At 31.1% G+C, this 12,632-nt stretch carries 10 protein-coding genes; 3 read left to right on the top strand and 7 right to left on the bottom strand.

Annotation, left to right across the window (positions count from 1 at the left end; translation table 11 throughout):
• Positions 1-3: 3 nt before the first annotated feature.
• The gene (gene rmuC / locus DZ68_RS09885; protein WP_051428162.1) at positions 4-1,476 is read left to right on the top strand and encodes a DNA recombination protein RmuC; all 1,473 of its coding nucleotides are present in this window, start codon (positions 4-6) and stop codon (positions 1,474-1,476) included.
• Positions 1,473-1,979: an isoprenylcysteine carboxylmethyltransferase family protein gene (locus DZ68_RS0102270; RefSeq protein ID WP_024787062.1), complete on the top strand. Its 507-nt coding sequence runs from the start codon at positions 1,473-1,475 to the stop codon at positions 1,977-1,979. Before rmuC ends, DZ68_RS0102270 begins: the two co-directional genes overlap by 4 nt.
• On the opposite strand, the gene DZ68_RS0102265 is transcribed toward DZ68_RS0102270, so the two are convergent.
• Positions 1,951-3,042 carry a hypothetical protein gene (locus DZ68_RS0102265; RefSeq protein ID WP_024787061.1) on the bottom strand — a complete coding sequence of 364 codons (1,092 nt, stop codon included), beginning with the start codon at positions 3,040-3,042 and terminating at the stop codon, positions 1,951-1,953. The genes DZ68_RS0102270 and DZ68_RS0102265 overlap by 29 nt on opposite strands.
• Positions 3,039-5,645: a DNA polymerase I gene (polA, locus tag DZ68_RS0102260; RefSeq protein WP_024787060.1), complete on the bottom strand. Its 2,607-nt coding sequence runs from the start codon at positions 5,643-5,645 to the stop codon at positions 3,039-3,041. The genes DZ68_RS0102265 and polA overlap by 4 nt, the downstream gene beginning before the upstream one ends.
• Positions 5,646-5,693: 48 nt before the next feature.
• Here polA and DZ68_RS0102255 point away from each other — a divergent pair, with 48 nt between their 5' ends.
• Positions 5,694-7,826, top strand: coding sequence for a WD40 repeat domain-containing protein (locus DZ68_RS0102255; RefSeq protein WP_024790651.1), 2,133 nt, complete (start codon positions 5,694-5,696; stop codon positions 7,824-7,826).
• On the opposite strand, the gene DZ68_RS0102250 is transcribed toward DZ68_RS0102255, so the two are convergent.
• From DZ68_RS0102250 to DZ68_RS0102230, 5 genes are all read right to left on the bottom strand, one after another.
• Complete coding sequence (locus DZ68_RS0102250) at positions 7,810-8,301, bottom strand: NTP transferase domain-containing protein (RefSeq protein ID WP_024787058.1); 492 nt, start codon at positions 8,299-8,301, stop codon at positions 7,810-7,812. The genes DZ68_RS0102255 and DZ68_RS0102250 overlap by 17 nt on opposite strands.
• Positions 8,302-8,314: 13 nt before the next feature.
• Positions 8,315-8,785 (bottom strand): cyclic pyranopterin monophosphate synthase MoaC, encoded by a 471-nt coding sequence (moaC, locus tag DZ68_RS0102245; protein ID WP_024787057.1) that lies wholly within the window; start codon positions 8,783-8,785, stop codon positions 8,315-8,317.
• On the bottom strand, positions 8,782-8,937 hold the full coding sequence (locus DZ68_RS10710; protein WP_156919562.1) for a hypothetical protein: 156 nt from the start codon (positions 8,935-8,937) through the stop codon (positions 8,782-8,784). Before DZ68_RS10710 ends, moaC begins: the two co-directional genes overlap by 4 nt.
• A gap of 68 nt (positions 8,938-9,005) precedes the next feature.
• Positions 9,006-12,224, bottom strand: coding sequence for a type I restriction endonuclease subunit R (locus DZ68_RS0102235; protein ID WP_051428159.1), 3,219 nt, complete (start codon positions 12,222-12,224; stop codon positions 9,006-9,008).
• Positions 12,208-12,600, bottom strand: coding sequence for a four helix bundle protein (locus DZ68_RS0102230; protein WP_201767405.1), 393 nt, complete (start codon positions 12,598-12,600; stop codon positions 12,208-12,210). Before DZ68_RS0102230 ends, DZ68_RS0102235 begins: the two co-directional genes overlap by 17 nt.
• Between the last annotated feature and the right edge of the window lie 32 nt (positions 12,601-12,632).

Below are 12,632 nucleotides of genomic sequence, written 5' to 3'. Positions count from 1 at the left end.
GGGATGAAAGAAATTTATTTAATTGTTATTTTAATTGTTGTTTTAGCTTTTGTGGCTATAGGCTTTATGTATTATGTGATGAATAAAACAAAATCGGAAAATGAAAAAGTCAAAGCCGAGTTTGAAGAATTGAATAAAATATACGGACAAACAAAAGAGAATTTTCAAAATCATATGGCTCAGGCAGCCGTTATGCAAAAAGAGATTGAAAATTTAGAAGAAAAAATAAAAGAATATGAAAATCTAAAAACAGAATATGAAAAATTAAGAAACGAAAAAAACAGACTTTCTGAAGAAAAATCGGCTTTCAGTGAAAAACTTTCGTTTTTGGAAGAGATAAAAGAAAAATATGACGCTCTTTTGAAAGAAAACCAAAAAGACAAAGCGTTAATAAAAGAACTTCAGACAAAGCTAAATGAAGAGCAAAAAGCTTACGAAGAAAAACTCTCAATTATCAAAAAAAGCGAAGAAGAGTTAAAAACGGCTTTTGAAAATGTTGCAAATAAAATTTTAGAAGAAAATGCCAAAAAACTTTCAAACGACGGTATTAAAAATTTTGAAAATATATTAAATCCTCTTAACAATAATTTAAAAGATTTTAAAGAAAGAGTAAATAAACTGTATGAAAGTGAAATTAAAAACATATCTTCACTTTTTAATGAACTTAAGAATTTGAAAGAATTAAACCAGCAGCTAAGCCAGGATGCAAATAATCTGACAAAAGCCTTAAAAGGGGATGTTAAAAAGGTTGGAAACTGGGGTGAGGTTGTGCTTGAGAGAATACTTGAAATGAGCGGTTTAAGGGAAGGGGAAGAGTTTAAAAGGGAAGTGGTGTTTAAAGACGGAAATAAAATATTAAGACCGGATGTGGTGGTATATCTTCCAAATGAAAGAATTGTCATAATAGATTCAAAAGTCTCTTTAAATGCATATGACGAATATGTTGGGGGAAAAGAAGAAGCGCTTAAAAATCATCTGATTTCGGTAAAAAGACACATTGACACACTGGCCGAAAAAAAATATGAATCCCTAAATCATAATTCACTTGATTTTATTTTAATGTTTGTACCGATTGAAGGGGCTTTGATGCTGGCACTTGAAAATGAGCCGGGTTTATTTGAATATGCATTTAAAAAAAGGATAATTTTAACATCTCCTACTACCCTTTTGGCTGCTCTTAGAAGTATTGAAGTTTCCTGGAGATACGAAAAACAGGCAAAAAACATTGCCGAAGTTGTTAAATCTGCCGAAAACTTATACGATAAAATAAGAGGTTTTATAGAAGATTTTGAAAAAGTGGGAGACTCAATAGACAAAGCCGGCAAATCTTTTGAAAGCGCAAAAAACAAACTGATTACCGGAAGGGGAAATGTAATTTCACAAATCAGCAGATTAAAAGACAAAGCGGGGATTAAACCTAAAAAAGAGTTGCCGAAAGATTATGTTGAAATTGCAAAAATAGAAAGTGAAAAATGAAAAAAAGATTTACATACTGGATAGTTTTGTTTTTAGCCGATTTAGGAGTTTGCTTTTTTGCCCCGAGATTAATTGAAAAAAATCTGTTTTTAGAAATTTTAGGGGTTTTGTTTATAATTTATGCCGTTGTCTTAAATTCGATTGCAGGAAGAACACTAAAACTTTACGGGCATAAGGAAAAATCAGAAAAATTTTCCCCTCCGGATAAATTTGTTAATATTGGAATTTTCAGCTGTATGAGACATCCCGGGCAGTTCGGAAATATGTTTTTGATGGTAGGAGTTGCTTTTTTAAGCTCTAAATTAATTGCTATTTTATTTTCAGGCTGGCTTGTATTTTTAGGGGCTATGTTTATTTTGTTTGTGGAAGAGAGCGAAGCTATTAAAAAATTTGGCGAAAATTATTGCAAATATATTGCAAAAACACCTCCATTTAGATTTTCACTTAAGTGCTTGAAAATGGGGATTGAGGTTATCAGAAATAAACCTTTTGTAAAATATTGAATAATCTATCCCTTTCTTTTTGAATATCTTCATTGCAATTATTTAGATTTATTAATAAATTTTTTGCTTTTTTGAAATTTTTTATTTTCAAATACATAACGGCCAAATCGTATTTTATAACACAGCTTTTTGGGTATTTAATTGAAAGTTTTTGCATTTTATTTAATAAATTTTTTGTTTCGGACGGGTTTTTGTTTATTGTATCTATAATATTTTCAAATGTTTTTTTATCAAAATGTTTCATACTTATATCCGCATTGTCAAATAATTTTGCACTGAAAGTAATATAATGGGGGGCTATATCTTCTATAAAATTAGAGGCTGTATCATATGCAAGGGTGATGGCTTTTTGATTAAAATCTAAATATGCTTTATATTCTTTTGTTTCATTTGGGTAAATTTCTTTTATATTTTGACACGCGTCGTCTATTGATAATTTTTTATAGGTTTTTGAAAAAAGTAAATTACTGTTTTTATCTTTTATGTTTAATTTGGTTTTAAGAGTAATTTCTTTTTTTTCGCATTTTATTGTGGTAAATTCAGATTTACAATATATCCGTTCTTTATAAATAAAGTTATTAATTAAAATATAATTACCGTTTTGATAGCTGTTTTTTCTGATATTTTTAAAATTTTTTAAAGAATAATGAATCGGGTTTGAATAGTTGCAGAAAAATCTGCCTCCTATTTCCCTACAGGGATAAAGGGTTACTTTACATCTGTTGTTTTTATAGATTATTTTTACTTTTTTGTAATAAAAAATATCATTTTTGTTTATTTTTTCTGTTCCGCTCAAAACAGATTTGTAATTTGTTGGATTTATATGAAAATAGTCTGGTTTTATATTATTAACAACTTTTATTTTTTGAATAATTTTGTCTTTAAGGTCTGTTTTGTCATTTTGAATTTTATCTATTTTTATAAATCTTATTTTTTCGTTTTGTATTTCATTGGGTTTTGCAACTGCATAAATATTTATCTGCTTTTCGCTACAAGCGGTAAAAAATATTAAAAACAGTAAAAATATTAATTTCCCATTTTTCATTATCCATTTTACATTCATTTAAGCTCCCCCCACCTTTTTCCAAAACTAATTCCTACTTTTAAAGGTACTTTTAGTTTTACAACATTTTCCATTATTTTTTTATATTCTTCGGCTTCACTTTCATCTTCTATTTCAAAAATAAGTTCGTCGTGGATTTGAAGAATCATTTTTGCACTTGGGTTAAAATTTTTAATATCAAGCATTGCTTTTTTAATAATATCTGCCGCACTTCCCTGAAAAATTGTATTAACCGCTTCTCTTTCAAACATTGCCAATGTCCGCGCGTTTGCACTTGCAAAATCGAAAAATCTTCTTCTTTTAAAAAGTGTTTCCACGAATCCATTATCCCTTGCATTTATTTTGATTTTTTCCAGAAAATCTTTTACTGTAGGGAATGATGAAAAATATTTTTCTATAAATTCTTTTGCCTCTTTTATGGAAACATTTATGGTTTCACTGAGCTTTTTAGGCCCCATTCCGTAGATTAGACCGAAATTTATAGATTTTGCAATACTTCTTGTGGTTCCTATAATATCGGCTGTTTTCTGGTGTATGTCGGCATTTTCCAAAAAAGCTTTTATCATTGAAGAATCTTCACTGAAATGTGCAAGGAGTCTAAGTTCAATTTGGGAATAATCAAGGCTTACAAAAAGCTTATCTGTATAAAAAGCGTTTCTTATGTTTATTTCGGTTGATGTCGGGATGTTTTGAAGATTTGGATTTTTGCTTGAAAGTCTTCCCGTGGATGTTCCTGTCTGAAGAAAATTGGTGTAAATTTTATGGAATTTGTCTTTTTTTGCATGCTCGCTCAGCGGTATTATATATGTTGAAAGTAATTTGTCAAATTTTCTGTATTCAAGCAGTTTTTCTATTATAGGATGAGCGGATTTTAATGATTTTAACACTTTTTCATCGGTGGAAAATCCGGTTTTTGTTTTTCTTTTTGCAGGAAGTTTCAAGGTTTCAAAAAGTATGTATCCAAGCTGTTTAGGACTTTTTATATTAAATTCGCTTCCCGCAAGAGAATAAATCTCTTTGGTAAGGGAGTCTAATTTTTCGGTTATTTTTTTCTGGAGTTTATTCATATATTCTATATCAAGTTTTATCCCCTCGTTTTCCATATCAATTAACAAATTTATAAATTGCCACTCAATTTCTTCCAAATCCCATTTAACTTCTTTCCATAATTTTTCTTTTAGTTTATGATACAGTTTTAATGTTATAAAAGCATCTTCGGCGGCATATTTGCAGGCACTTTGGATGTCTATATTTGAGAAATTTTGATTTTTTCCCACAACTTCCTTAAATTTTATATTTGTATGCTCAAGATATCTTTTCGCAACACTGTCAAGCCCTACCGGAGAATCGGGGTCAATTATCCAGGCAAGAATCATTGTGTCGGCAAACGGGGCGGGGGTGTCAATTCCGTATTTTCTCAACATTTTAAAATCAAATTTTAAATTGTGCCCTATTATTTTTTTGGATAATAATTTTTTAATCGCTTCAATTGCTTTATTTTCGGGTATCTGTTTGGTAACCCCAAGATAATTATGATTCACAGGCACATAATAGGCCTCATTTTCCCTAAAGGCAAAACTGAATCCGACTATATTGGGATTTTCAAGAGAATCGGTTTCTGTATCGAATGCCACAATTTCATCTTTAATTGAATCAATCATCTCAAAGAGCTCTTTTTCATTTTCTATTAAAACGGCGTTAAATTCAATTCTTTTTATCTCGGGTGCTTTAGTTTTAACAAAAAGGCCGTCTTTTTTTACTCTGTCCACTATGCTTTGAATATCAAGATCTATAAGTTTGTCGGCCACTTTCAAAACAGGGTTTATTTCAGGGTATTTAAATTCTTCTAAATTTATATTTTCAAACAAATCTGTTTTTAAGGTTACAAGCTTTCTACTTAAAAATGCACTCTCTTTTCCATCAAGGAGTCTTTTTTTTACAGCCCCTTTTATTTCATCAATATAGGCGTATATATTTTCAAGCGTATGATATTCGTTTATGAGTTTTGAGGCTGTTTTTACTCCTATTCCTCTGACTCCGGGGACATTATCGCTTGAATCTCCGACTAATGCCTGAAAATCTTTAAAATCTTTTGGATAAACCCCGAATTTTTTAAAACATTCAACTTCGTTTATTTCTGTTTTTTTAATTGGGTCAAAAATCACTATTTTATCATCGTCAATCAACTGATACATATCCTTATCATGGCTTACTATTTTTACTTTTATCCCGTTTTTAGCTGCTGTTTTGGCTAAGCTTGCAATTAAATCGTCACTTTCAAATCCGGGTTTTTCTATCATCTTAAAACCCATTTCCTTAATTAAATCTATGGCAATCGGAAGCTGGGCTTTAAGTTCCTCAGGTGCTTCCGGACGGTTTGCCTTATAATCTTTATAAAGTTCTTTTCTAAAAGTTTCTTTTTCTTTTGAATCGAGTGTAAATACCACATAATCGGTTGGAAAATCACGCCCGAGGCTTGCTATAAAATTCATAAATCCTGTAATCATTCCTGTAGGAATGCCTTTTTTGCTTTTAAGCGGAGGCAGGGCGTAAAAATTTCTAAATAAAAATCCGAATGTGTCAATAATTGTAAGTGTGGTCATAAATTGCCTTTTTTGTTAAAATATTAGCATAATTTTAAAGGATGGGTTTTGGAAGCAATAAAAAGACTGGTTATAAAAACAGCTATAAATAAGATTAAATATATTGGAAACAGTAAATTCTGTGTGGTGGATGAAGAAAATACATTAAGAATATATTCTATTGAAGATTATAAACTTGTTGGAGGATTTAGGATAAAACTTCCTAAAAATAGACCTTTGGAAAACGGTGTGGATATTTCTGAGAATGGCAAATATTTGGCGATTGCCGTTGACGGAAAGAAAAAAACATCTGTCTGGGATATAGAGAATAAAAAACAGCTTTTTTTGCTTGGATGGCATAAAGGAAATGTATTAAGCGTAAGTTTTGATAAAGAGGAAAAATATATTTTAACAGGCGGAGAAGACGGCAGGGCATATTTATGGTCAATATCTACCGGAAAAATGGTAGGGGCACTTCCTCCGCATGCCGATTATATACTTTCAACCGATTTCAGCCTGAATTCTTTGTGGGCTGCCACAGGAAGTTATGACAGAAGCATAACTATTACAAACATTGCGTCAATGGATTTGTCTTTCAGAAAAAAATCACACAGAGGCGCTGTTACAAAGCTTAAATTTATCCCCAATCAACAGATGATAAGCGGAGATAAAACAGGGGAATTGATTGTATGGAATTATGCAAAAGGAAAAGTCTTAAAAAGGCTGCCCAATATGACCGATCAGATTGTTGATTTATGCATAGATAAAAATGGCAGGTTTCTTTTTGTTGTTTCCACTGATAAAAAAGTGGCTTTATATTCTCTGGAAAACTATGAACTGATAACAAATGAATTTATTAAACTCCCTTCATCTCCAAGTTCTATAGAATATATTAAAGATAAAAATTATCTGCTTGTAGGAACACTCGATGGGGATATATACATTTATGATTTACTTTCAGAAGAGAGGGAACTAAGGTCGTTAATTTCTTCCAAAAAATATTCTATGGCTTATGAGCTTATAAACAAAAATCCTTTTTTACAGTCTACAAACGCATATAAGCTGCTTGAAAACGAATGGAATAAAACATTAAATATAGCTCATAAATTTTTGGAAAAAGGTGATATCGAAAGTGCAAAAGAGCTTTTTAAACCTTTTGCGGATATCCCTGTAAAAAGAGCTATCATACAAAATTTGCTTAGGGATTTCAGGGAATTTGACAAATTTAAAAATGCGGTGTTTACCTTAAAATATCCTTTGGCATATTCTCTGGCCAATCAGTATCCTTCATTTAAAGATACAATTTATTATAAAAAAATGGAAGACGACTGGAAAAAAGTTTTTGATTTGGCAAAAGAGGCAATGTTAAAAGAAAACAATATTGAAAAAGCAAGAGATTTATTAAAACCTTTTAGGGGAGTTTCTCAAAAAACACCGTTAATTCAGGCTCTTTTTAATGAAAAGCAGCTCTATAATTTATTAAAAGAAAAACTGGCAAAAAAAGATTTTAAAGAGTTTTTTATTTTAGTTAAAAGATTTCCGTTTTTAACAGAAACAGAAGAGTATAAAAGAGCAATAAATTTTGCTAAAACACTTGATCGGAATATTCAGATTTTATTAAAAGACGGAGATTATAAAAAAGTTTTATCTTACGCCGGGATTTTGGAAAATTTCCCCGGATATGAAGAAAAAGCAGATGAATATAAAGATAAAGCAAAAATTTTGATGGATTTTCAAAGACTGCTTGCATCAAAAGATTATCACGCAATTTTTGAATATGTAAAAATGTATCCGTTTTTGGAAGATGTAAATGATTTTAAAGAGATTCAAAACGAAATAAAAGAAAAACTGGCAATTGCGGAAAAATTTGCCGCAAAAGGCGATATCGAAGCTATTTTAAATACCGTGGGGAATTTATTTAAAATTAAAGAATATTCCCTCAGAATCGCCAATTTAATAAAAAGTGCGTATTTACAGCAGATTATTTATCTTTTGGCTTTAAAATTAAAAGGTGAAAAAGTTGACGAAAAAATAATCAGGGCTTTTAAAAGATATATAAATTTGTTCGGTTTTGATTTGGAAATAGGGGATATGATAGAAAAAGCCAAAAAATTGAAAATAAATGTTGATTTAAGCGGAGTAAGTGAAGGGAATATAAATAATTTAATATATAAAAATCTGCCTTTTAGAATTTACGAATAAGTTTTAAATCGCTTTTTTTATTTATATTAATTAATTCTTTATTGTTAATTTTTATTTTTTTGGGATTTATTTTAAAAAGTCTCAAATCTGTTTTAATCGATTCTTTTATTTTCGGCAGCATTGTATAATCATAATATCCGATTAAGGGATTTTGTGAAGCTGTAGCGTGTGAAAAAAGGAGCTTTTTTATTGATTTTTCAGATATTAAAGGGGTGTCAACACTTAAAACAAAAACTTTTTTTTCTTTTTTTATAATTTCTTCCAAAGCAAAAATTGGAGCGTATATTTTAGATTTTTCTATAAAAAAAGGGTAATTTTTAAATTTTTTGTTTTTTGCCACAAAACAGACCTTTTTAAATATTTTTTTACATTTATCAAATTGAATTTTATAAAAAAGTTTTGATTTATCCTCACCGAACCTGCTCGATTTTCCACCCACTAAAATAAAACATGTAATATATATTTCTCTTTTCACTACTCACTACTCACTATTCACTTCTTTTAAATTCCCCCGATTTTCCACCGGCTTTATAATCTAAATGAATATTTGTTATTTCCATACTTCTGTCTATTGCTTTTGCCATATCATAAATAGCAAGAAGCCCGATACTTACGGCAGTTAGGGCTTCCATTTCAATACCGGTTTTTGAAGTGGTTTTTGCGGTTGCAATTAGTTTAAACCCGTTTTCAATTTCTTCTACATCCACATCTATTCCGTCTATTAAAATATTATGACACATCGGAATTAATTCGCTTGTTTTTTTACCGCCCATAATTGCAGCTATTATTGCTGTTTGCAAAACCGCACCTTTTTTTGTTTTTTCTTCCAAAATAGCTTTTTTTGTTTCTTTTTGCATATGTATTTCACCGCTTGCCGTAGCCACTCTTTTTGTAACTTTTTTTTCTCCCACATCCACCATTTTGGGATTATGTTTTTCGTTTATATGTGTCAGTTTCATAATTTTCCTTTTAAAAATTTTTTAATATTATAATGTAAAATCGACCATGTTATGCTTCCCAGAATAAAACCCGGGACAAAAGAGAGTTTTAAAATATTTAAAATTATTAAAGTTATTAATAAAGAAACTATCAGGGGAATTAAATCTTTCATTTTGGCCTTTTTGAGAATTATAATATATTTATTTTCTTTTGTATTGTTTTTTTATTAAATTTAAAAAATCAGCATACTTCCACCAGTTCATTTGCCAAAGCTTCGGCCTGTTCTAAAACGGTCTTTGTTGCAAGTTTTTGCATATCTGGTGGATATCCATATTTTCTCAAAGTTCTTTTGATAATAACTTTTAGTTTTGCTCTTGCACTTTCTCTTATAGCCCAGTCTATTGTAGTGTTTTGTTTTACTTTTTGAAATAAAACCACAGCAAGCTCTTTTAGTTTTTCTTTTCCCATAAGCTCTCTTGCACTCTCATTTTCCGCAACCGCACAGTAAAATGCATACTCATAAGGAGTTAATCCCATCTCCTGCGGTTCTTTATCGCTTTGTTTTATTTCTTTTGCCAAATGTATGAGCTCATCAATAACCTCAGCGGCGGTTAGGAGTCTGTTGTTATATTTTCTTACCAGCTCTTCTAAAGATTCTTTCAAAGTTTTACTTTTTACAATATTGGCTTTTATCCTGCCTTTAATTTCATCATTAATAAGTTTTTTTAATGTTTCAATGGCTAAATTTTTATGCTTCATTCCTTTTATTTCTTCTAAAAACTCGTCGGATAAAATTGAAATATCCGGCTTTTTAAGTCCCGCTGCATCAAATATATCAATAACTCCGTTTGAAGATACCGCTTTATCTACTATCTGTTTGATTGCCGTTTCATAGTCAAAACCATTATTATTGTCAGTATTAAATTTAACAAGTCTTGACTTTACAGCCTGAAAAAATGCCACTTCATCTTTTATGTTCATCGCTTCCTTATGCGGCACGGCTATTGCAAATGCTTTTGATAATGCGCTAACTGCATCAACAAATCTTTTTTTGCCGTTTTCAAGCCCAAGTATAAAATCTTCAGCTTCAAGGATAATATTTAATCTCTCTTTCGTATCAGTACTAAAATATCTTTGATATTCAAACCCATACAGCATATCCCTTACAACTTCTAATTTTTCAAGCATCACTTTTACGGCTTCCTCTTGTAGTTTTGCAGGCTCTCCTTTGCCACCGCTGTCACTGTAAAAAGACAAAGCTTCCTTTAAATCGCTTGCAATTCCTATATAATCAACTATAAGTCCGCCTGTTTTATCTTTATAAACTCTGTTTACCCTTGCAATAGCCTGCATAAGAGTATGGCCTTTCATAGGTTTGTCTATATACATTGTATGAAGGCAAGGCACATCAAAGCCTGTAAGCCACATATCTACAACAATTACAAGTTTTAGCTCATCCTCTGGATCTTTAAATCTCTCAGCGAGCGTTCTTCTTTCTTCTTTTGTTAAATAAAATCTTGCAATTTTCGGCTCATCTGACGATGAAGTAGTCATTACAACTTTTATTTTTCCTTTTTTTAGCTCATCACTGTGCCACTCGGGGCGCAGTTTGATGATTTCATCATAAAGGTTTGCCGCAATTTGCCGAGTCATGGTAACTATCATACCTTTTCCATCCATTACTTCAAGACGGCTTTCAAAATGATTCACAATATCTTTAGCTATTTCTTTTATTCTTGGCTTAGCCCCGACCAACGCTTCAAGTTTAGAATATTTTGCTTTTGCTTTTTCAACTTCGCTAAGTCCGTTTTCCAGCTCTTGCTCATACTCTTCTATCAGTTTTTTACCTTCATCTGTTAAATCTATCTTGACAAGCCTGCTTTCATAATATATAGGCACCGTTGCTCCATCTTCAACAGCATTTGCAATATCATAAATATCTATATAGTTTCCAAATACAGCTGGTGTGTTTTTGTCTGTTTTTTCAATCGGTGTTCCCGTAAAGGCGATATAAGTTGCATTTGGGAGGGCATCTCTTAGATATTTTGCAAATCCGTATTTTATCTCACCGCTTTTTTTATCCACTTTACCTCTAAAACCATATTGAGTTCTGTGTGCTTCATCAACAATTACGATGATATTGTCTCTATTAGACAAAGTTTCATAAACATTTCCCTCTTCAGGCCAGAATTTATGAATTGTTGTAAATACAACGCCGCCGCTTTCTACTTTTAACAGCTTCTTTAACTCCTCTCTGCTTTTTGCCTGCACAGGCTCTTGCCTTAGGAGTTTTGAAGCTGAAGCAAAAGTGTTAAAAAGCTGATCGTCAAGGTCGTTTCTGTCTGTAATAACCACAATTGTCGGGTTATTAATAGTCTGAATGATTTTTCCGGCATAAAAAAGCATAGAAAGAGATTTGCCAGAGCCCTGGGTATGCCAGACAACACCCGCTTTTTTGTCTCCTTCTTTTTGTTCTTTTACATCGGGCAATCCATACATTGCAGGCGGCTCTTTTACTATAAAACATTGATTTTGACCAATCGCTCTAAGGGTTGATTTAATGGCTTTATTTACTGCATAATATTGATGATATGCCGCAATTTTTTTTACAGTCTGGATGGTAATTTGTCCGTTAGTTTCTTTTTTTGATTTTTCAAAAAGTATAAAATACCTTATGTAATCAATAAGAGTTTCTTTATTCAAAAGTCCATATATCAGTGTTTCAAGCTGGCTTATCAAATGTGAAGCTTCTTTTTTACCATCAGCACTTTTCCATGTCATAAATCTATCATACCCAGCAGATAAACTCCCCATTTTTGCTTCAAGTCCATCAGATATTATTAAAATTTCATTGTATGTAAAAAGTGAGGGAATGGTTTTTTTATAAGTTTGAAGCTGGTTATAGGCTGATTTTATAGTGGCGTTTTCATCTGTTGGATTTTTTAGCTCCATCACAATAAGCGGCAGTCCGTTTATAAATATTACAATATCAGGCCTTTTGTTTTTATGGTTTTCTATAACTGTAAATTGATTTACTACTAAAAAATCGTTATTTTCTGGATTTTTAAAATCAATAAGCCAAACAATATCGCCTTTTTCAATACCGTCTTTTTGATATGTAACTTTTATACCATCTGTTAGCATTCTGTGGAAAATTTCATTATTTGTTATTAAATCTGGTGTATGAATTTCCGTTAGCTGTTTTATGGCATCATCAATGGCACTTTGAGGCAATTCCGGATTAAATCTTCTTATGGCATTTCTTAATCTTTCAAACAAAATCACATTTTCAAAAGATTCTCTCAGTGGATTTTCACCATCTGGAGCAATATCCCCGCCGTAAAGATAGTCATATCCCTGGGATTTTAGAAGGTCTATGGTGAAGTTTTCAATTTCTGTTTCAGAAATTGAATTATGAAGGCTGAATTTTGAAGTATGAAAATTATTGTTTTTTATCATTTTTAAAACCTTTTTTAGTGTTAACGATAATTTTTGTAATTACAGATATTACTTCATTTGTTTCTTTTATAAGATATTCCAAATCTTTATTATGTAAAATTTTGGAAGTTTTTAATAATCTGAGCCAATATAAACTCTCTCTTGCTTCTTTTTGTGCAATGCTATATTTATGTATAAAATCGGCTTTACTTTCTCCTGACTGGGCTTCTTGAATGTTCGCACCTATACTTGTTGCAGACCTTAAATACTGTTTTCCAATAATCCAACCTGCACTATTTTTTTGAGATTGTAATTTGTTGTAAATTTCAATTGCTTTTAGAGCATATTGGAAAGTTCTATCTTTTATATCAAAAACTTTTTTCATATTCCCTTTCATTCTTCATCCTTCATCCTTCATCCTTCCATTCT

Origin of the sequence: Lebetimonas sp. JS085, assembly GCF_000523295.1 — a bacterium.
GTDB lineage: Bacteria > Campylobacterota > Campylobacteria > Campylobacterales > Nautiliaceae > Lebetimonas.
The sequence above is the reverse complement of the archived record's forward strand: the minus strand, read 5'-3'. Positions and strand labels throughout refer to the sequence as shown.